The organism is Variovorax sp. Root473, assembly GCF_001426505.1.
GTDB lineage: Bacteria > Pseudomonadota > Gammaproteobacteria > Burkholderiales > Burkholderiaceae_C > Variovorax.
In genome coordinates, this window is record NZ_LMEV01000013.1 from 242,972 (window position 1) to 262,143 (window position 19,172).

The 19,172-nt window shown below is 68.5% G+C and carries 21 protein-coding genes; 6 read left to right on the forward strand and 15 right to left on the reverse strand.

Annotated features, from left to right (window positions below; genetic code table 11):
- Positions 1 to 3: 3 nt before the first annotated feature.
- The 7 genes from ASD34_RS07570 to ASD34_RS07595 all read right to left on the reverse strand — a co-directional run bounded on the left by ASD34_RS07570 (position 4) and on the right by ASD34_RS07595 (position 5,348).
- On the reverse strand, positions 4 to 894 hold the full coding sequence (locus tag ASD34_RS07570) for an EamA family transporter (protein WP_056575071.1): 891 nt from the start codon (positions 892 to 894) through the stop codon (positions 4 to 6).
- A 146-nt stretch (positions 895 to 1,040) separates the two neighbouring features.
- The gene (locus ASD34_RS07575; RefSeq protein ID WP_056575074.1) at positions 1,041 to 1,364 is read right to left on the reverse strand and encodes a hypothetical protein; all 324 of its coding nucleotides are present in this window, start codon (positions 1,362 to 1,364) and stop codon (positions 1,041 to 1,043) included.
- 88 nt (positions 1,365 to 1,452) lie between these two features.
- Positions 1,453 to 1,623: a hypothetical protein gene (locus tag ASD34_RS27850; protein WP_200937538.1), complete on the reverse strand. Its 171-nt coding sequence runs from the start codon at positions 1,621 to 1,623 to the stop codon at positions 1,453 to 1,455.
- 94 nt (positions 1,624 to 1,717) lie between these two features.
- On the reverse strand, positions 1,718 to 3,160 hold the full coding sequence (dbpA, locus tag ASD34_RS07580) for an ATP-dependent RNA helicase DbpA (protein ID WP_056575077.1): 1,443 nt from the start codon (positions 3,158 to 3,160) through the stop codon (positions 1,718 to 1,720).
- A 118-nt stretch (positions 3,161 to 3,278) separates the two neighbouring features.
- Complete coding sequence (gene infA, locus ASD34_RS07585; RefSeq protein ID WP_056575080.1) at positions 3,279 to 3,542, reverse strand: translation initiation factor IF-1; 264 nt, start codon at positions 3,540 to 3,542, stop codon at positions 3,279 to 3,281.
- Between the two features lie 58 nt (positions 3,543 to 3,600).
- A complete protein-coding gene (locus tag ASD34_RS07590; RefSeq protein ID WP_056575083.1) occupies positions 3,601 to 3,858 on the reverse strand; it encodes a hypothetical protein in 258 nt (85 codons plus the stop codon).
- 437 nt (positions 3,859 to 4,295) lie between these two features.
- Entirely contained in the window at positions 4,296 to 5,348 is a 1,053-nt protein-coding gene (locus ASD34_RS07595; RefSeq protein WP_056575086.1) for a sugar phosphate isomerase/epimerase family protein, read from the reverse strand.
- 105 nt (positions 5,349 to 5,453) lie between these two features.
- Between ASD34_RS07595 and ASD34_RS07600 the strand changes: the two genes are divergently transcribed.
- Positions 5,454 to 6,341, forward strand: a complete 888-nt coding sequence (locus ASD34_RS07600; protein WP_056575090.1) for a gamma-glutamyl-gamma-aminobutyrate hydrolase family protein — start codon at positions 5,454 to 5,456, stop codon at positions 6,339 to 6,341.
- 5 nt (positions 6,342 to 6,346) lie between these two features.
- On the opposite strand, the gene ASD34_RS07605 is transcribed toward ASD34_RS07600, so the two are convergent.
- Positions 6,347 to 7,987: an acyl-CoA dehydrogenase family protein gene (locus tag ASD34_RS07605; protein WP_056575094.1), complete on the reverse strand. Its 1,641-nt coding sequence runs from the start codon at positions 7,985 to 7,987 to the stop codon at positions 6,347 to 6,349.
- Positions 7,988 to 8,024: 37 nt separating this feature from the next.
- Positions 8,025 to 8,858: a thioesterase family protein gene (locus tag ASD34_RS07610; protein WP_056575097.1), complete on the reverse strand. Its 834-nt coding sequence runs from the start codon at positions 8,856 to 8,858 to the stop codon at positions 8,025 to 8,027.
- Between the two features lie 72 nt (positions 8,859 to 8,930).
- Between ASD34_RS07610 and ASD34_RS07615 the strand changes: the two genes are divergently transcribed.
- Complete coding sequence (locus tag ASD34_RS07615; protein ID WP_056575102.1) at positions 8,931 to 9,563, forward strand: TetR/AcrR family transcriptional regulator; 633 nt, start codon at positions 8,931 to 8,933, stop codon at positions 9,561 to 9,563.
- Positions 9,564 to 9,572: 9 nt separating this feature from the next.
- Here ASD34_RS07615 and ASD34_RS27855 read toward each other — a convergent pair whose 3' ends face one another.
- The 3 genes from ASD34_RS27855 to ASD34_RS07625 all read right to left on the reverse strand — a co-directional run bounded on the left by ASD34_RS27855 (position 9,573) and on the right by ASD34_RS07625 (position 11,697).
- A complete protein-coding gene (locus ASD34_RS27855; RefSeq protein WP_200937539.1) occupies positions 9,573 to 9,746 on the reverse strand; it encodes a hypothetical protein in 174 nt (57 codons plus the stop codon).
- A 94-nt stretch (positions 9,747 to 9,840) separates the two neighbouring features.
- Complete coding sequence (locus tag ASD34_RS07620) at positions 9,841 to 10,722, reverse strand: N-formylglutamate amidohydrolase (RefSeq protein WP_056575105.1); 882 nt, start codon at positions 10,720 to 10,722, stop codon at positions 9,841 to 9,843.
- Positions 10,723 to 10,734: 12 nt separating this feature from the next.
- Positions 10,735 to 11,697, reverse strand: coding sequence for a tripartite tricarboxylate transporter substrate binding protein BugE (locus ASD34_RS07625; RefSeq protein ID WP_056575108.1), 963 nt, complete (start codon positions 11,695 to 11,697; stop codon positions 10,735 to 10,737).
- 108 nt (positions 11,698 to 11,805) lie between these two features.
- On the opposite strand from ASD34_RS07625, the gene ASD34_RS07630 reads away from it, so the two are divergent.
- Entirely contained in the window at positions 11,806 to 12,738 is a 933-nt protein-coding gene (locus ASD34_RS07630) for a LysR substrate-binding domain-containing protein (RefSeq protein ID WP_056575111.1), read from the forward strand.
- Positions 12,739 to 12,771: 33 nt separating this feature from the next.
- On the opposite strand, the gene ASD34_RS07635 is transcribed toward ASD34_RS07630, so the two are convergent.
- The gene (locus tag ASD34_RS07635; protein WP_056575114.1) at positions 12,772 to 15,741 is read right to left on the reverse strand and encodes a DNA topoisomerase III; all 2,970 of its coding nucleotides are present in this window, start codon (positions 15,739 to 15,741) and stop codon (positions 12,772 to 12,774) included.
- 85 nt (positions 15,742 to 15,826) lie between these two features.
- On the opposite strand from ASD34_RS07635, the gene ASD34_RS07640 reads away from it, so the two are divergent.
- Genes ASD34_RS07640 through ASD34_RS07650 form a run of 3 tightly spaced genes read left to right on the forward strand, consistent with a single transcriptional unit; the run spans position 15,827 to position 17,501 of the window.
- On the forward strand, positions 15,827 to 16,489 hold the full coding sequence (locus ASD34_RS07640; protein ID WP_056575136.1) for an SET domain-containing protein: 663 nt from the start codon (positions 15,827 to 15,829) through the stop codon (positions 16,487 to 16,489).
- A 2-nt stretch (positions 16,490 to 16,491) separates the two neighbouring features.
- Positions 16,492 to 17,304 (forward strand): biotin--[acetyl-CoA-carboxylase] ligase, encoded by an 813-nt coding sequence (locus ASD34_RS07645; protein ID WP_056575142.1) that lies wholly within the window; start codon positions 16,492 to 16,494, stop codon positions 17,302 to 17,304.
- A gap of 8 nt (positions 17,305 to 17,312) precedes the next feature.
- Positions 17,313 to 17,501, forward strand: a complete 189-nt coding sequence (locus ASD34_RS07650) for a hypothetical protein (RefSeq protein ID WP_056575145.1) — start codon at positions 17,313 to 17,315, stop codon at positions 17,499 to 17,501.
- A gap of 5 nt (positions 17,502 to 17,506) precedes the next feature.
- Here ASD34_RS07650 and ASD34_RS27485 read toward each other — a convergent pair whose 3' ends face one another.
- Both ASD34_RS27485 and ASD34_RS07655 read right to left on the reverse strand, forming a co-directional pair.
- Entirely contained in the window at positions 17,507 to 17,659 is a 153-nt protein-coding gene (locus ASD34_RS27485) for a hypothetical protein (RefSeq protein ID WP_157609654.1), read from the reverse strand.
- The gene (locus ASD34_RS07655; protein WP_056575148.1) at positions 17,656 to 19,098 is read right to left on the reverse strand and encodes a sensor histidine kinase; all 1,443 of its coding nucleotides are present in this window, start codon (positions 19,096 to 19,098) and stop codon (positions 17,656 to 17,658) included. The genes ASD34_RS27485 and ASD34_RS07655 overlap by 4 nt, the downstream gene beginning before the upstream one ends.
- Between the last annotated feature and the right edge of the window lie 74 nt (positions 19,099 to 19,172).

A 19,172-nucleotide genomic window follows, 5' to 3' on the forward strand; every position in this document is an offset into this window, starting at 1 on the left:
ACCTCAGCGGCTGGGTGCGGGCTGCACCGCCGCCGCCGGCTGCGCACCGCGCTGCGCCTGCTGGCTCAGCCAGATGCTCGCGATCACGATGCCGATGCCTGCCATCTGCCAGCCCGACAGGCTCTGGCCCAGCAGCGCCCAGCCCAGGATCACCGCCGTCACCGGGCTCAGGAAGGCCAGCGGCGCGATCGCCGAGGACTCCAGCCGGGCCACGCCGCGGAACCACACGATGTAGGTGAGCGCGGCGCCGATCAGGCCGAGCCAGGCGAAGCCGACCCAGTTCATCGCCGTGAGCGCCGGCAGCGGCGGTTCCAGCCACAGCGCCACCGGCAGCAGCAGCAGGCCGCCCGCCGTCAGTTGCCAGGCCGTGAAGGTCAGCGCCGACACCGGCGGCTGCCAGCGCCGGCTCAGCACCGTGCCGAAGGCCATCGACACCGCGGCCGTGAGCGCCGCGGCGATGCCCAGCGCGTCGAGCGAGGCATTCGGCGTGAGCACCAGCAGCGCCACGCCGCCCATGCCGATGACGGCCGCCGCCACCGACAGCGCGCGCACCGGCGCGCCCAGCAGCAGGCCGGCGAGGAACACCACGAACAGCGGCTGCACCGAGGTGATGGTGGCCGCCACGCCGCCCGGCAGCCGGTAGGCCGCCAGGAACAGCATCGCCCACAGCACCGAGAAGTTCAGCGCGCCCAGCAGGAAGATGCGGCCCCACCACGCCTTGGGCGGCAGCTGGCGCACCATGAGCATCAGCAGCAGGCCCGCCGGCAGCGCGCGCAGCAGCGCCACCGTCAGCGGGTAGTTCGCCGGCAGCATCTCGGTGGTCACGATGTAGGTGCTGCCCCAGATGGCAGGCGCAATGGCGGTGAGCAGGACGTCGGTGGTGCGGGAGGTCATGGCTTGAATCTATTCAATTGACCCATGGTTGTGAATGTTCGTCGAGCGGCTCGCGCGCATCCTCGACGACCTGGACGAGGCCGATGCCGCGCGCCTTTGTCGACTTCCTGCTGGAGCGGTTCGCGGCGCGTTGAGGCGTGCGAAGCCTAGTCGCCCGCCGGCTCGGCGATTTCGGGCGCTTCCCACCCCAGCAGCTCCGCCAGCCGCTGCACGATCCAGCCGGCCTCGGCGCGCGACACGCCCGATTCCGGCGTGGCCAGGCCCGCGTGGATGCGCCGCAGGATCTCGCCTTCGACCGGCACCTCGGTGTGGTGCTGGATCTGCGCATGGCCCACGAGGTGGCCGGCGAGGTCTTCGCAGATCTCGTAGCGCGCACGCACCACGTCGATCGGCTCGCGCAGGCGCTGGCGCGCGTCGCTGTAGACCGCGAAGAACGAGGGCGGGATGTAGATCTGGTTGTCGTCGGACATGGCGGCCTTGGTTTTGGCGGGCCCAATGACAAAACGCGCCCGGGGGCGCGTTCGTCGTGGCTCCGAAGAAAGAGCCGCGGGGGCTGGATCAGCCGCCCTTGGTGGGGCGCTTGCCCGGGTTCTTCTTGCTGCGCGTGGCGGTGCCGCGCTCGAGGCTGATCTTCTGGCCGCCACCGCTGCGCGGCGCGGTGTAGCCGGGCATGGGCGTCGGCTTCGGGCTGGCAAGACGGTCGGCTTCGGTACGGATTTTCTTGGGCATGGAAAGCTCGGATAAAAAAGATGTTCGACCCCCGATTAGGCCACATCGGCAGATTTCATCTGCCAAGCGCCGAAACGAGGGGCCAGGGACGATGTCAGGTCGACTGCGGTGTCAGCAGGCGCACCCTGACGCTCTTGCCTTTCACGCGGCCGTTGTCGAGCTTGCGTGCGGCTTCTTCGGCAATGCTGCGGTCCACCGCAACATAGGTCGAGTATTCGTTGACGTTGATCTTGCCGACCTGCTCCTTGGCATAGCCGCAGTCGCCGGTCAACGCGCCCAGCACATCGCCGGCGCGGATCTTTTCCTTGCGTCCGCCGACGATCTGCAGCGTGGCCATCGGCGGCGTGAGCGGCGCGCCCGGGGCGGGCGTGAGCTCGGCGAGGTCGTGCCATTCGGATTCGCGGCCCTGAAGCTGCTCGATCTTTCCGACGAAGCCCATCTCGTTCATGCTGGCCAGGTTCAGCGCCAGGCCTTCGGAGCCGCCCTGCTGGCCCACACGGCCGGTGCGGCCCACGCGGTGGATGTGGATTTCGGAGTCGGGCGTCACGTCGACGTTGATCACGGCTTCCAGGTGCGAGATGTCCAGGCCGCGCGCCGCCACGTCGGTGGCCACGAGCACCGAGCAGCTGCGGTTGGCGAACTGCACCAGCACCTGGTCGCGCTCGCGCTGCTCCAGTTCGCCGAACAGCGCCATCGCGCTGAAACCCTGCGCCTGCAGCACCTCGACGAGGTCGCGGCACTGCTGCTTGGTGTTGCAGAAGGCCAGCGTGCTCACGGGACGGAAATGGTCGAGCAGCAGGCTCACGGTGTGCAGGCGTTCGCTGTCCTTCACCTGGTACCAGCGCTGGCGGATCTTGCTGCCTTCATGTTGCGCCTGCACCGTGATCTGCTCGGGGTTCTTCATGAACTGCTGCGCGAGCTTGGCGATGCCTTCGGGGTACGTGGCCGAGAACAGCAGCGTCTGGCGGGCCGAAGGGCACTGGCGCGCCACCTTCACGATGTCGTCGAAGAAGCCCATGTCGAGCATGCGGTCGGCCTCGTCGAGCACCAGCGTGTTCAGCGCCGAGAGGTCGAGGTTCTCGCGCTCCAGGTGGTCCATGATGCGGCCCGGCGTGCCCACCACGATGTGCGCACCGTGCTCCAGGCTGGCGATCTGCCCGCGCAGCGCGACGCCGCCGCAGAGCGTGACGACCTTGATGTTTTCTTCGGCGCGCGCGAGGCGCCGGATCTCGGTCGTGACCTGATCGGCCAGCTCGCGCGTGGGGCACAGCACCATCGCCTGGACGGCGAAGCGGCGCGGGTTCAGGTTGGACAGCAGCGCCAGCGCAAAGGCGGCGGTCTTGCCGCTGCCGGTCTTGGCCTGCGCGATCAGGTCCTTGCCGAGCAGGGCGGGCGGCAGTGCGGCGGCCTGGATGGCCGTCATCTGCGTGTAGCCGAGCTGGGTGAGGTTGGCCAGCATCTGGGGCGAAAGCGCCAGCGTGGCAAAGCCGTGGGGTTCGGCGGGGAGGCCGCCGGCTGGGGAGGTGGTGGAGTTCATCGTTCGGCAGCCGGAGACAGACAGGAAAACGCAAAAGGGAAAAGTGGCGCCCGGAAATGACAAAGGCCTTGCAGGGCCCCCTCCGGGAGGGCGCTCTGCAAGGCCGGCCGGGCGTCGCTCAGCGACGGGGCGAGTTGTTGTTGGTCGGCGGGGGGCCGCGGCGTTCCAGGTGGCGGAACGTGATGCGGCCCTTGGTCAGGTCGTAGGGCGAGAGTTCGAGCGAGACCTTGTCGCCGGCCAGGATGCGGATGTGGTGCTTGCGCATCTTGCCGCCGCTGTAGGCGATCAGCTGGTGACCGTTGTCGAGCGTGACGCGGTAGCGCGAGTCGGGCAGGACTTCGGTCACTGCGCCGTTCATTTCGATCAGTTCTTCCTTGGGCATGTGTGATTACCTCTGAATCGTTCGATGTGTGTTGGAGATGGAATTGGGCGTGATTGTTTCAGGCCGCGCACGGAAGTGCGAGAGGAGCCTGCGGTGCGCGTTCGCGCACCCAGCCCAGGCCCTGTTCGATGGCGTAGCCGAGCGCGGCGGCGTGGCTGGCAAAGCGCGGCGTGAAGCGCATCACGCGGTCGTGCATGCCGCTGCCGTGGCCGGAGCGGATCGAGACGGAAGCGGCATAGCCGCCGTCGTCCTGGTGTCGAATGAGCGGGGAAACAAGGTACTTGCCCACCGCGATACTGTGTTGAATGATGTCCATGAAGCCTTGGCGCCGCGCGCAGAGACAAAGCGCGAAGAGCCTGAAAAATAATTGAAAACGGGCGCGGACCGGCCGCAACGGCGCGGTGGATGCGCAATTCGCTTCAACAGGAACGAAGGCAGTGGTGGCAATCATGGGCGCCCGGTCTGGCGCTCCAACACACTGTGAAGCCGGCTTGAAAATGAAAGGCCTGAAGCATCCAAGGACAGTGCAGGTCAGCCGGCGGGAGTGACGAAATTCTTCGTCGTGGTATCGAAACGAACCCGACATTATAGCTTGCAGGGCATGACAGTTGCTTGTCTTAAAAACAACGTCCGCATGAAAAAGGCCCCCAAGGGCCGCCTGCCACGTGCTGTTAGCTATTAAAAATATAGCAACTCATCCACGGCAAGCGCCGCACGCGCCACAGTCGTGCCCGCTGCGCCCGCGGGTGCGGCTCAGATTCCCAGCATCCGCCGGTTCGCCGCCACGTCCGCGCCGCCCGCTGCGAAGTCGTCGAAGGCGCGGTCTGCCACGCGGATGATGTGGTCGCGGATGAACGTGGCGCCTTCGCGTGCGCCGTCTTCCGGGTGCTTGATGCAGCACTCCCACTCAAGCACCGCCCAGCCCGGGAAGTCGTACTGCGCCATTTTTGAAAAGATGGCCTTGAAGTCGACCTGCCCGTCGCCCAGCGAGCGGAAGCGCCCGGCCCGGTTGATCCAGCTCTGGAAGCCGCCGTACACGCCCTGCTTGCCGGTCGGGTTGAACTCGGCGTCCTTCACGTGGAAGAGCTTGATGCGCTCGTGGTAGTGGTCGATGTAGGCCAGGTAGTCCAGCTGCTGCAGCACGAAATGGCTCGGGTCGTAGAGCAGGCAGGCGCGCGGATGGTTGTTCACGCGCTCCAGGAACATCTCGTAGCTCACGCCGTCGTGCAGGTCTTCGCCGGGGTGGATCTCGTAGCCCACGTCGACGCCCACGGCATCGAAGGCATCGAGGATCGGGCGCCAGCGGCGCGCCAGCTCGTCGAAGGCTTCCTCGATGAGGCCGGCCGGGCGCGGTGGCCACGAATACAGGTACGGCCAGGCCAGCGCGCCCGAGAAGGTCGCGTGCGCCGTGAGCCCGAGGTTCGCCGAGGCCTTGGCCGCGTGGTGGAGCTGCTGCACCGCCCACTGCTGGCGCGCGACGGGGTTGCCGCGCACCTCGGGCGCCGCAAAGCCGTCGAAGCCCGCGTCGTAGGCCGGGTGCACCGCGACCAGCTGGCCCTGCAGGTGGGTCGAAAGCTCGGTGATCTCCAGGCCGTGGCCGGCGAGCGTGCCCTTGATCTCGTCGCAGTAGGTCTTGCTCTGGGCCGCGCGCTTCAGGTCGATGAGGCGCGTGTCCCAGCTGGGGATCTGCACGCCCTTGTAGCCGAGGCCCGCGGCCCATCCGGCGATGGCGTCGAGCGAGTGGAACGGGGCCGTGTCGCCCGCGAACTGGGCCAGGAAAATGCCCGGCCCCTTGATCGTCTTCATGCGTGTCTCCTGATGCGCCGCACAGCATACTTCGGGGGTTCGGCTGACACACGACCGAAGTTCGATGGGCGCACAATGAACTTTGTCCACAGGGAACCCATCGAGATGTCTCAGCCTGTCGCCGCCCGGCTCAAGATCGGCTTGTCCGCCTGCTTCTCGCACGCCGACCCGGCCCGCTCGCTCTTCACGAACAAGACACTGCAGTACGTCGAACAGTCGATCGCCCACTGGCTCATGTCGGCCGGCGCGATGGTGGTGATGGTGCCCTGCCCCACGGGCGAGACGGCACGCGGCGACACCAAGCTCTCGCACTACGCCGAGTGGCTCGACGGCGTGGTGATGCACGGCGGCGCCGACGTATGGCCCGGCAGCTACGGCGAAGAACCCCTGAAAGACGCGTGGATCGGCGACCAGATCCGCGACCTGTACGACCTCGCGCTGGTCGAGGCTTTCGAGCAGGCCGGCAAGCCGATCTTCGGCGTGTGCCGCGGATTGCAGCTGATCAACGTGGCCTTCGGCGGCACGCTCTACCAGGACATCGAGGAGCAGCACGGCCATCCCGAGACGTTGCGCCACCGCGACCCGGTGGCCTACGACCAGAACTTCCACCAGATCGAGATCGTCGGGGGCACGCGCCTGTCGAAGCTGTTCCCCGACGTGCGCACGGCGCGCGTCAACAGCATTCATCACCAGGGCATCAAGGGGCTCGCGCCGGGCTTCGAGGTCGAGGCCTGGAGCCTGCCCGACCGCGTGCCCGAGGCCATCCGCCGCCGGCCCGAGAAAGGCCGCGGCTACATCGCGGCGACCCAGTGGCACCCGGAGTTCCACAAGTACGGCAGCACCGAGACGGTGGACGACACGCCGATCCTGCACGACTTCTTGTGGGCCTGCGCCACCGCGCGCGTGGCGCCGCGCACGAGCATGCGCGAGATGCAGGGGCGCATTCGCAACCGCGCGTCCCGGTTGCTGCGGCAGGCGTTGCTGCGGCGCTGATCGGCTCAGTGCCACGCGGCGCGCACCAGCGCGCCAGGATCGCTGGTGCCGGCGCTGATGCCGGTGACCGGGCCCCAGTCGGGATCGAAGCGGCTCGACACGAAAGCGGCCGAAGCCGCCGGGCTCGCGTGCTGCAGCATCAGGCCGGCCTGCGCCGCGCGCACCAGCCGCTGCGTGAAGCGGCGCGCCTGGCGTTCCAGGTCCTGCGGCGCCAGCTGCACCATCTGGCGCAGGGCCTGCACCTCGGCCTGCAGGCGCGTGTCGCCAGCGGTTACGTCCTGCAGGTGGTCGAGCACGAGGTGCGCGTCGTCCGGGTTGCGCGACACGGCACGCAGCACGTCCAGGCACATCACGTTGCCCGAGCCTTCCCAGATCGAGTTGACGGGCGCCTCGCGGAACAGGCGGCCCATCGGGCTGTCTTCCACGTAGCCGTTGCCGCCGAACACTTCCATCGCCTCGCCCGTGAGCGCGACCGCGCGCTTGCAGTTCCAGAACTTGGCGGCGGGCGTGAGCAGCCGGCGCCAGGCGGTGTCCAGCGGTGCGGGCGAGCCGAAGCGCGAGGCCAGTTCCATCGCCAGCAGCGTGGCGCTTTCGGTTTCCAGCGCCATGTCGGCCAGCAGCTCGGTCATCACGGGCTGGTCGACCAGCGCCTTGCCGAAGGCATGGCGGTTGCGCGTGTAGTGCAGCGCCTGCGCGAAGCCCTGGCGCATGAAGCCGGCGCTGGCGAGCGCGCAGTCCAGCCGCGTCACGGTGGCCATCTCGATGATGGTCGGGATGCCGCGGCCCTCGTCGCCCACGAGCACGCCCCAGGCTTCCTTGAACTCGACCTCGCTGCTGGCGTTGGAACGGTTGCCGACCTTGTCCTTCAGGCGCTGGATGTGGATCGCGTTCTTGCTGCCGTCGGGCCGCCAGCGCGGCATGAAGAAGCACGAGGAGCCGTGCTCGTCGGTCTTGGCCAGCACCAGGTGGCCGTCGCACATCGGCGCCGAGAAGAACCACTTGTGGCCGGTGATGAGGAACTCTTCGCCCCACGGGCCGCTGCCCGCCGGCACGGCGCGCGTGGTGTTGGTGCGCACGTCGCTGCCGCCCTGCTTCTCGGTCATGCCCATGCCGACGGTCATCGAGGTCTTGCCTTCGAGGGGGATGTCGCGCGCATCGTGCTCGCCCGATGCGAGCTTGCCCTGCAGGTCGGCGTACAGCGCGGCGTTGCGGCGCATCACGGGGATGCAGGCCTTGGTCATGGTGGTCGGGCAGGTGGAGCCCGACTCGATCTGGCTGTGCATGTACAGCGACGCGCCGTAGCCCACCCAGGCCGAGGGTCGCTCGTCGAAGAACGGCAGGTTGGCGATGCCGTTGCGCCGCGCGATCGACATCAGGGTGTGCCACGCGGGGTGGAACTGCACGCTGTCGATGCGCGTGCCGGTGCGCGAGTGCGTGTGCAGCTCGGGCTCGTGGCGGTTGGCGTCCTCGGCGGCGCGCAGCGTGGCCTCGGCGCCGTACTCGGCGCCCTGGCGCACCAGCTCGTCGTCGCGCCAGGCGGCGCCGCCGCGCGCCACCGCGCCGCGCAGTGCGGGGTCGCTGGTGTAGACGTTGTAGTCCTTGAGCTCGGGGACCTGGTTGTCGGGGTGGATTCCGGTGGTGGTCATGGCGTGGTCTCCGTGAAGCGGTGAAAGAGGGGCGTGTTCAGGCGGTGGCGCGTTCGCGCACCACCAGCGTCTGGGTCGCGAGGCCGATCAGGCCGCGCGCGTCGTACAGGTGGGACACGGTGAGGCCCGCACCGCCGGCGTGCATCTCGGTGCTGGCGCGCAGGCCGATCCACTCGCCTTCGGGCACGCGGAACAGGTTCAGGTTGAGATCGGCGTTCGAGAACAGGAAGTCGGCGGGCGACAGCACCCAGCTCAGGCCGTTGCCGAAGTCGGCCGCCGCCGCCGCGCGCATCGCGGGCGAGGTGGCCACGCCGCGCACCAGCGGCACGGCGAGCCGGAACCACGCGGCACCCGCGCCGGGCTGCGCGATGTCGCCCTGCGCCAGGCGCGATTCGACGGCAGTCTGGTGGAACGAGAGGCCGTCGGGCAGGCCGGGAATGCGCAGCCGTTCGGTGCAGACCTCGGGCAGCGGCAGCAGTTCGCGCGGCGCGTCGCCCGCGGGCAGGTTCGCCGGCAAGGTCAGCGGCGAGGTCTTCAGCAGCAGCGCGTGCGCGCGGGCCACCACCGTGTCGCCCGCGAGCAGGTCGATGCCCACGCGCACCGTGGCGCGCGAGGACTGCGACTGCGTGCGCGTGGCCAGCGGCGCCACCGGCACCGGCTTGACCAGCTCGAGCGTGAGCCGCGCCAGCTGCCACCCGGGGCCGGGCGCCGCGCGTTCGGCGATGTGCGCGAGCAGCGCGGCGGGTGCGCCGCCGTGCTGCGCGCGTGGGTCCCAGGGGCCGCGCGAGAGGGCGTCGGGCAGCCACGCATCGCCCTCGCCGGTGTAGACGGCGGGGGGCGTTGTCTCGGGGGTGCGGTCGGGTGAGGTCATTGCAGAATGCCTTTCGATTGGATCAAAAATTCTAGGAACAACCCGCCCGCCAGGTGTTCGGGTTCGGCGCTCATGACCGGCGTGCGCGTGCCCGTGGCCGCCCCGAGGAGGAAGCCGCGCCAGTCCCGCGCGCGCCACACCTCGCAGGCGCTGCAGGACGCCTTTGTTCGGCTTTTGGTCGAGAAGGGCTATGCCGCCATCACGATCCGCGAGATCGTGGCCGTGGCGGGCACGGGCCTGGGCAGCTTCTACGAATACTTCGAGAACAAGGAGGACCTGGCGCGCGTGTGCCTGCACCTGCGCTCCAAGGCGCTGCTGCTCGACATGCGCGCGGCCGTGGCCACGAACGCCAGCCGGCCGTGGCGCGAGATCGTCGATGCGGTGATCGAGGCGCAGCTCGACGCACACCGCGCGCAGCCCTTGGCCTGGGGGGCGCATTACCTCCTGGAGCGGCACCTCTCCAGCCCCGAGGCCTACCGCAAGATGTACGACCGCTTCGTGGCCGAATGGGTGGGCGTGCTGGACGCGGCGGGCGACGTGAAGGCCGACGGTCCGAAGAAGAAAGAGGCGGCGCGCGTGTGCCAGACCATCATCTACGGGCTGGTCGCGCACACCCACCTGGGCACGGGCGGGCGGCCCGACCTGCAGGCGCTGTCACGCCAGTTGCGTGACGCGCTGCGTGGCTACCTGGCGACGGTCGCCTGAGGCTCTGGCTCAGCGCGACGACTTGTTCGTCGTGCCGCTGACGCCGGCGTCGATGGTGCCGAACACCGTCACGCCGCTGCCCGATGACGTGGAGGACGAAGACGGCGACGGCGCGGTGCCGGCGCAGCCCGAAACCAGCAGGCCGGTCGCAAGGACGGCGAGGGCGGCAAGGATCGACTTCACGGCAGGACTCCAGAGAACAAAGGACGTCCCACTATAGGTCGCGGTCCCGGCCACCCTGTAACAAAGACACCTGCCCCTGCAGGGGCAGCGTTGTTCAGCCTGCAACGCGCGGGTCGGTCGCCAGCAGCATCTCCACCATCGAGCGCAGGTCGGCCCGCAGCCGCGCGGCGCCGGCCTCGTCGAGCGCCAGCGTGGCCTCGTCCATGTAGAGCTTGCGGTTGATCTCGACCTGGATGCTGTGCCGGTTCGCCGCCGGATTGCCGTGCCGACGCACCAGTTCCACGCCCTTGTACGGGTGGTTGTAGTCCACGCTGTAGCCGCGTGCGCGCAGGTGCGCGCACAGCCGCTGCGACAGCGCCGGGTCGGCCGTGCTGCCGTCGCGGTCGCCGATCACGAAGTCGGCGTGCACCAGCCCCGGGAAGTCGGTGGCGTGGCTGCCCGCAATCGCCGGCATCGAGTGGCAGTTGATGTGGATGCTGTAGCCGTGCCGCGCATGCGCGGCGTCGATGGCCTGCGCCACCGCCGCGTGGTACGGGTGCCAGCACTGGTCGATGCGCTGGCGCACCTCGGCCACCGTGAGCGGCCGGTCGTAGATCGGCAGGCCTTCGTCGGTGAGCTTCCAGATCAGGCCCTTGCCCAGGCGCACCTTCGACAGCACGCGCGGATCGGTCGACACCGGGGCGGTCCACGGGCCGTCGAGCATGGTGGTGTCGACCTCGGTCATGTCGCGGTTGGCGTCCAGGTAGCTGCGCGGAAAGTGCGCCTCGATCCAGGCGGCGCCCACGTCGCTCGCGAAGTCGTAGAGCTTCTCGACGTGGGTGTCCTCGGCCCGGCGCAGCGTGGCGAGTTCGCACGCGGGCCGGAAGTCCTCGGGGTAGACGGTGCCGCTGTGCGGGGAGTCCAGCACCAGCGGGGTGTGCCCGGCGACGCTGGTCACCTGGGCACGGGTTTGAATCAGTTTCAGGACTGGATGCATAGGCGGTGTCGGTCAGTCCAGTCGGATGCGCGCGAAGGCGGCCACCTTCTTCATCTTCTCGATCTCGCTCGCGATCTGCTTCGTGAACTCGGCCGGCGTGGTGCCCGAGGCGTACAGCCCCTGCAGCGACAGGCGCTCGCGCACCGCGGGGTCCTTCAGCGCGGTGGCCACGGCCTGCTGCATGCGCAGCACCAGCTCGGCGGGCGTGCCGGCGGGCGCGATCATGCCGAACCACGACGGGTCATTGCTGGCCGCGTAGCCCAGCTCGCCGTAGGTCGGCACGTCGGGCAGCACGTCGAGGCGGCCGCTCCAGGACACGGCCAGCGCCTTGAGCTTGCCGGCCTTCACGTGCGGCAGCGACGAGGCCACCTGGTCGAAGTACACCGGCACCTGGCCCGCGAGCACGTCGTTGATGGCCGGGCCCGCACCGCGGTAGGGGATGTGCACCATCGAGGTTCCGGTGCTGCTCTTGAACAGTTCGCCCCACATGTGGCCGATGGTGCCGTTGCCCGGCGAGGCATACGACACCTTGCCGGGGTTGGCCTTCAGGTACTTCACGAGTTCCGCGAAGCTGCCGACCGGCAGCACGGCCGGGTTGATGACGATCACGCCCGGCGCCTTCACCAGCTCGCTCACGGCCGCGAAGCCCTTGATCGGGTCGTAAGGCAGCTTCTGGTACACGGCCGGGTTCACGCCGTGCGTGGACAGCGTGGCGATGCCGAAGGCCAGGCCATCGGGCGTGGCGCGTGCCAGCTCGGCCATGCCGATCGAGCCGCCCGCGCCGGCGCGGTTGTCGATCACCACGGGCTGCTGGAGGATCTTGGCCAGGGGCTCGGAGAGCACGCGGGCCGTGATGTCGGTGGCGCCACCGGGCGGGAAAGGCACGACCAGGCGGATCGGCCTGCCTTGGGCAAAGGATATTCCTGGGGCGAAAGAAGCGGCGGCCAGGGTGGAGAGGAAATGACGACGTTGCATGAGGGTTCTTCCAATGGAACGATGAGTGAATGTGCAAAGCTGCAGCTCACCTGAAGCAAAGGATATACCCGATATCATTCCATTCTGGAATGATTTGATGGACTCCCCATGTCGCTGCGACGCCTCAATCCGCCCCTGAACCTGCTTCGCGCCTTCTCCACCGTGGTGCGCTTCGGCGGCGTGTCGCGCGCGGCCGAGGCGCTGCACCTGACGCAGGGCGCGGTGAGCAAGCAGGTGCAGGAGCTCGAACGCTGGATCGGCGCGCCGCTGTTCGAGCGCAGCCGCAAGCGCCTGGCGCTCACGCCAGCCGGCGAGCGCTACGAAAAGGCGGTGCGCGCCCTGCTGGCGCAGCTGGAGGCGGCGACGCTGGAGCTCATCACCAGCGGCGACGGCGGCGGTGCGCTGCACCTGTCGACCCTGCCCACCTTCGGCGCCAAGTGGCTGATTCCGCGCCTGCCCGATTTCCAGCAGCGGCATCCGCAGATCACGCTGCATTTCGTGCCCTTCGTGCATGGCTATGACTTCGAGCGGCCCGAGCTCGACTGCGCCATCCTGTTCGGCGACGGCCACTGGCCCGGCGCGCGCTCGCACTACCTCGCAGGGCGGGACGTGGCGCTGATCGCCCCGCGCGCCGCGCAGGCCGAGGCCGCCATCCGCACGCCGCAGGACGTGGCGCGCTGCACGCTGCTGCGCCACGTGAGCGTGCCGCAGTCGTGGCTGCACTGGAGCGAGGCGCACGGCGTGCGCGGGCTCGACCCGCTGGCCGGGCTGCAGTTCGACCAGTTCCAGACCATGATCCGCGCCGTCATGGCCGGCATGGGCGTGGCGCTGGTGCCGCGTTGCCTGGTGCGGGACGAAATCACCTCGGGGCTGGTGGAGGAGCCGCTGCCCGGTGGTGGCTACCGCGGCAACGAGGGCTACTGGTTTTGCTACCCGGAAGGGCGTGGCCAGCTGGCCACGCTCGATCATTTCCGCCACTGGCTGCTGGCCGAGGTCGACCGCAGCGGGGAAGACGGGGAAGAGGCGGCGCCGCCGGCCTGACAAGGCCGGGGCGCCCGCGGCGCTCAGGCCTTGTCAGGCCGCGTCGGGCGCCGAGAGGTGCTTGCCCACGATGCCCGCGAGTTCGAACATCGTCACCTGGTCCTTGCCGAACACCGGCTTGAGCTTGGCGTCGGCGTTGATCGCGCGCTTGTTGGTCGCGTCCTGCAGGTTGTTGGCCTTGATGTAGTCCCACAGCTTCTTGATGACCTCGGTGCGCGCCACCGGTTCGGCGCCGATCACCGCGGCCAGCGAGTCGCTGGGCTTGAGGCCCGCGCCCGGCTTGCGCGGCTTGGCCGCCTTCTTCTCGGCCGGTGCCTTCTTGGCGGCGGGCGTCTTCTTCGCCGCGACCTTCTTGGCCGCCGCGGTCTTGGCGGCCGGCTTGCCGAAGGTCTTGCGCGGCGGGAACTTGCTGCCGCCTTCGCGCGGTGCGAATTCGAAGGTCACCTTGCCTTCTTCGGCGTTCCACGTGAGGAAGGCCTTGAAGGCGCGGCGCGTGCGCATCGACACGAACTTGTCGAGCAGGTCGGTCTTGCCGGTGGCCAGCAGCTTTTCCATCTGGTCGCGCTCGACCGGCTGCTGCAGAATGATCTTGCCGGTCTTGAAGGTGCAGCTGGGGGTCGGCTGCTCGTTCGTCGGCACCGACTTCTCGCAGACGTAGTTGCTGCCGTGATCGAACACCGGCGCGCCGCACACGGGGCACGGACCCACGGTGTCCTGCTGGCTGAAATCGACGATCTCGCCGCTCTCGGCGTTCTTGTCGTCGCCGAAGTCGAACTCCAGCTTCCAGTTCTTCGCTTCTTCCCCGTCGTACTTGAGGATGATCTCGGCCGTGAAAGGCCAGCCTGCCTTGGAGCGGAAGCCATCGAGCGGGCCGATGTGCTTGTTGGCCAGCAGCTGTTCGGCCTCGGCCACCTCGAAGGTGCGCCCCGCGGGCGACTTGCCGAACGAGAAGCCGCAGGCGTCCTCGCCCGTGCCGCTCTTGCCGGTGCAGCCGTAGCGGCGGTAGTTCTCCTTCACCACGCCGCCGCAGTTCGGGCACGGCGTGGCGAGCGTGGCGTAGTCGCCGGGCACGGTGTCGCGGTCGTACTCCTTGGCCTTCTTGACGATGTGCTCCGTCATCTGGGCGATCTCACGCATGAAGGCGTCGCGGCTCAGGGCGCCCTTCTCCATCTGCGCGAGCTTGTATTCCCACTCGCCGGTGAGCTCGGCCTTGGACAGTTCTTCCACGCCCAGGCCGCGCAGCAGCGTCATGAGCTGGAAGGCCTTGGCGGTCGGGATGAGCTCGCGGCCTTCGCGCAGCATGTACTTCTCGGCGATCAGCCCTTCGATGGTGGCCGCGCGCGTGGCTGGCGTGCCCAGGCCTTTTTCCTGCATGGCCTCGCGCAGTTCGTCGTCGTCGATGGTCTTGCCGGCGCCTTCCATGGCGCCCAGCAGCGTGGCTTCGGAATAGCGTGCGGGCGGGCGCGTCTTCAGGCCCTTGAGGTCGGCCGACTCGTTCTGCACGATCTCGCCCGGCTTCACCGGCACGAGGCGCTTGCCGTCCTTGTCGTCTTCCTTCTCGTCGTCCTGGGCTTCCTTGCCGTAGATGGCGAGCCAGCCCGGCTTCACCAGCACCTTGCCGTCGGTGCGGAACGGGTACTTCTTGCCGCCCTGCTCCACCGTGCTGATGCGCGTGGTCACCTGGTGCTCGGCGCTCGGAAAGAACACCGAGAGGAAGCGGCGCACCACGAAGTCATAGAGCTTCTGCTCGGCCTCGCTCAGGCCGCTGGGGGCCTGCAGCGTCGGGATGATCGCGAAGTGATCCGACACCTTGGCGTTGTCGAAGATGCGCTTGTTGGGCTTGACGTAGTTGCCGTCGACCGCCTGCTGCGCGAACGGCGCCAGGTGCTTCATGCCGCTGCCGGCGAGCATTTCCATGGTCTGCTTGACCACCGGCAGATAGTCTTCCGGCAGCGCGCGCGAATCGGTACGCGGGTAGGTCAGCGCCTTGTGGCGTTCGTACAGGCTCTGGGCCAGTGCGAGCGTGGTCTTGGCGCTGAAGCCGAAGCGGCCGTTGGCCTCGCGCTGCAGCGAGGTCAGGTCGAACAGCGCGGGCGAGGCCTGCGTGGTGGGCTTGCTCTCTTCGGTGACCGTGGCGGGCTTGCCGCGCGAGGCGTCGGCGATGGCGCGGGCTTCCTGCTCGGACCACACGCGGTCGGCGCGCTGCTCGGCATCGGGCTCGCCGTTGGCCAGGAGCGGCGCGTTGGCTTTCTTCCAGTCGGGGTTGAACCACTTGCCCGGGTACTGTCCGGCCTCGGCCGCGAAGCTGCCGTGGATTTCCCAGTACTCGCGCGAGACGAACTTGCGGATCTGCTCCTCGCGCTCCACGACGACCGACAGCGTCGGTGTCTGCACGCGGCCCACGGTCGTGAGGAAGAAGCCGCCGTCGCGCGAATTGAACGCGGTCATCGCGCGCGTGCCGTTGATGCCCACCAGCCAGTCGGCCTCCGAGCGCGAACGCGCGGCGTCGGCCAGGCCCTGCATCTGCTTTTCGGTGCGCAGCGCATCGAAGCCGTCGCGGATCGCCTGCGGCGTCATCGACTGCAGCCACAGCCGCTTCACCGGCTTGCCCAGCGGGCTCTTGCCGCCGGCGTACTGCTCGATGAGGCGGAAGATCAGTTCGCCCTCGCGGCCCGCGTCGCAGGCGTTGATGAGCTGCGTCACGTCCTTGCGCTTGGCCTGCTTGACCACGGCGTTCAGGCGCGTCTTGGTCTTGTCGACCGGCTTGAGGTCGAAGTGCGGCGGGATCACCGGCAGGTTGGCGAAGCTCCACTTGCCGCGCTTGACGTCGAATTCCTCCGGGGCCTGGATCTCGACCAGGTGGCCCACGGCGCTGGTCACGACGTAGGTGTCGTTCTCGAAATGCTCGTCATGTTTGTCGAACTTGCCGGCCACCGGCGTGAGGGCCCGGACGATGTCCTGGGCCACCGACGGCTTTTCTGCGATTACCAAAGTTTTTGTCATCTGAGGGCTCTCTATACTCTGCGGCTTCCCGCGTGCACACGCGCGCACACGCATGTGTGCATATTCAACCTAACAGACTTCGGCGATGCCTTCCAAATCCCCACGCTCCAGCGGTCGTCGCATCCAGACGCGCCGCTCCACCGTCCACGGCAACGGCGTGTTCGCCGTGCAGGACCTGGCGGAAGGCGAAACGCTGATCGAATACAAGGGCCAGGTCATCAGCTGGAAGGAGGCGCTGCGCCGCCATCCGCACGACCCTTCGCAGCCCAATCACACCTTCTACTTCCACATCGACGACGGTCGTGTGATCGACGGGAATGTCGAAGGCAACGCCGCGCGCTGGATCAATCACTCGTGCGAGCCGAACTGCGAGGCCGACGAAGTCAATGGGCGCGTTTATATCAAGGCCCTGAGAAACATCGCCGCCGGTGAGGAACTCAACTACGACTACGGCCTGGTCATCGACGAGCCCTACACCGAGAAGCTGCTGTCCGAGTTTCCGTGCTGGTGCGGCTCCGAGCAGTGCCGCGGCACGCTGCTGACGCCGAAGGACGAGGACGAAGAAAAGGACAAGAAGAAAAAGAAGAAGGCCAAAAAGAAGGCCGAGAAGAAGAAGGCCGAGGCCAAGGACGCGAAGAAGGCCGACAAGAAAGCCGAGAAGAAAAAAGCGGACAAGAAGGCCGACAGGAAAAAGGCCGAGGGCAAGAAGAAGTCCCGCGACGACGCCCCGTCCGCCGCCGGAGACTGACGATGGGCACGCCGGCCTCCGCCTGGTTCGAAGACCGGATCGCCGCGGCGGTTGCGCCGCTGCTGCCCGGCTTCGCGGTCGAGGCCGTGGCCGAAATCGACTCCACCAACACCGAGCTGATGCGCCGCGCGCGCGCCGGTCGCACCGACCCCGTGCTGCTCGTGGCCGAGCGCCAGACGGCCGGGCGCGGTCGCCTCGGCCGCCCGTGGCAGAGCGCGCAGCAACCCGAGGCGCCCGCCTCCCTCACCTTCTCGCTCGGCATGCCACTGACGCCGGCCGACTGGTCGGGCCTGTCGCTGGCCGTGGGCGTGAGCGTGGCCGAAAGCCTCGACCCGACGGGCGCGCACCAGGTCGGCCTCAAGTGGCCGAACGACATCTGGGTGAACGACCGCAAGCTGGTCGGCATCCTCATCGAAACGGCCATGCCGCAGACCGCCCGGCCCGATGCCGCGCGCTACCTCGTGGTCGGCATCGGCATCAACATCGGCCCGCGCGAAGGCGACGGCATGCGCACGCCGCCCGCCTGGCTGCGTCAGTGGCAGCCCGACGCGTCCGCGCCCGAGGTGCTGCAGGCGTTGGCCGAGCCGCTGGTGCGCAGCGTGCTCGCCTTCGAGGCGCAGGGCTTCGCGCCCTTTGCCGAACGCTTTGCCGCGCGCGACGTGCTGCGCGGGCGCGAGGTGACGCTCAGCGACGGCACCGCCGGCCTGTGCGAAGGCGTGGCCTGGGGCGGCGAGCTGCAGGTGCGCACCGACGCCGGCCTGCAACTGATCTCGAGCGACGAGGTGAGCGTGCGCCCGCGCGGCATGTCTTTCTGAGCGAGGGCATGAAGCTGCGCCTGTTCCTCATCGCCCTGCTCGCGGCCAACGCGGGCTACTGGCTGTGGACGCGCGGCGACCTGGCCGGCTTCGGACTCGCGCCCGCTTCGTTCGACGAGCGCGAGCCGCAGCGCATGGCGCGGCAGATCCACCCCGAGTGGGTGCAGATTCGCAAGGAAGCCAAGCCCGCGCCCTGATCCGGTCAGGCGACCGCAGCGCGCGCGAACATGCGCCGAGCATTTGCAGCACCGTGGCTTGCATGGAGCAGGTCGGCACCGAAGTCGAACATGTCCGACACGTCGGTGGCGGTGCGGATTTCCAGGAAGCGCTGGCGCAGCGTGTCGAGCGGGTTCATTCCGAAGGGGCCTCCTCGAAGCGCACGGTGAAGAGCGCGCCCGGCGGATGCTTGCCGGGGTGCGCGTCTTCCAGCTTGACCTGCGCGCGGTGCTGGTTGGCGATTTCTCGCACGATCGGCAGGCCCAGCCCGGAGCCGTCCGCCTCGTTGCCGAGCACGCGGTAGAAGGGCTCGAAGACGAGCTCGCGGTCGGCCTCGGCGATGCCCGGGCCGTTGTCCTCCACCTGCACCAGCTGCACGTGGCCGAAGGGGTCGGCCAGCACGCGCGCGGTGATCACGCCGGGCCGCTCGGGCGTCGAGGGCGTGTAGTTGAGCGCGTTGTCGACCAGGTTGCGCACCAGCTCTTTCAGCAGCGTCGGGTTGCCCTCGACCATCACGCCGGGCGCGCCGGCCTGGGCGCCGTCGTAGCCCAGGTCGATGCGCTTCTCGATCGCGCGCGGCACGGCCTCGCGCACCACCTCGATGGTCAGCCGCGCGAGGTCGCAGGGCTGGCAGTGCGTCATGGCGCTGGTGCCTTCGGCGCGCGCCAGCGACAGCAGCTGATTCACGGTGTGCGTCGCGCGCACGCTGGCGCGGCCGATCTGCTTGAGCGACTGCTTCAGCTCGTCGGCGTTGGCGCCTTCGCGCTGCGCCAGGTCGGCCTGCATGCGCAGGCCCGCGAGGGGCGTCTTGAGCTGGTGAGCCGCGTCGGCCAGGAAGCGCTTCTGCGTGAAGATGGAATCGTTGAGCTTGTCGAGCAGCTCGTTCACCGACGACACCAGTGGTACCACCTCCAGCGGCACCGAGGATTCGTCGAGCGGGCTCAGGTCGCCGGGCCGGCGCTCGCGGATGCGCGCCTCGACCACCGACAGCGGCTTGATGCCGCGCACCAGCGCCAGCCAGATCAGCAGCACCGCCAGCGGCAGGATCGCGAACTGCGGCAGCAGCACGCCCTTGATGATCTCGGTGGCGAGCACCGCCTGCTTCTCGCGTGTCTCGGCCAGCTGCAGCAGCGACGGCGGCACGTCGTCGCTGCCGCTGGGAATCCACAGCGAGGCCACGCGCACTGGCTGGCCGTGCACCGTGCTGTTGTGCAGCAGCACCACGTTCGTGCCGGGCGGATCGTCCACGTTGGGCTGCGGCAGGTCGCGCTCGCCGTGCAGCAGCGTGCCGTGGCCGTCGAGCAGCTGGTAGTAGATGTGGCCGGCGTCGTCGGCGCGCAGGATCTCGCGCGCCGACTGCGACAGCACGAAGTGCGTCTGCCCCTCTTTCACCGTGACCAGTTCGGCCAGCACCTTGACGTTGTGCTCCAGGGCGCGGTCGTAGGGCGCATTGGCGATGCCCTGCGCCACCAGCCAGGTCACGCCGATGCTCACTGGCACGAGCAGCAGCAGCGGCGTGAGCATCCAGTCGAGGATTTCGCCGAACAGGGAGCGCTGGGCGCGCTGGAAGAGCTTCAAGGGAGTTCCTGGCAAGGCGAAAGAACGCATGAGAGCGTGAACTAATACTGCGATTTGCGGCTGTGTCGTTTCAT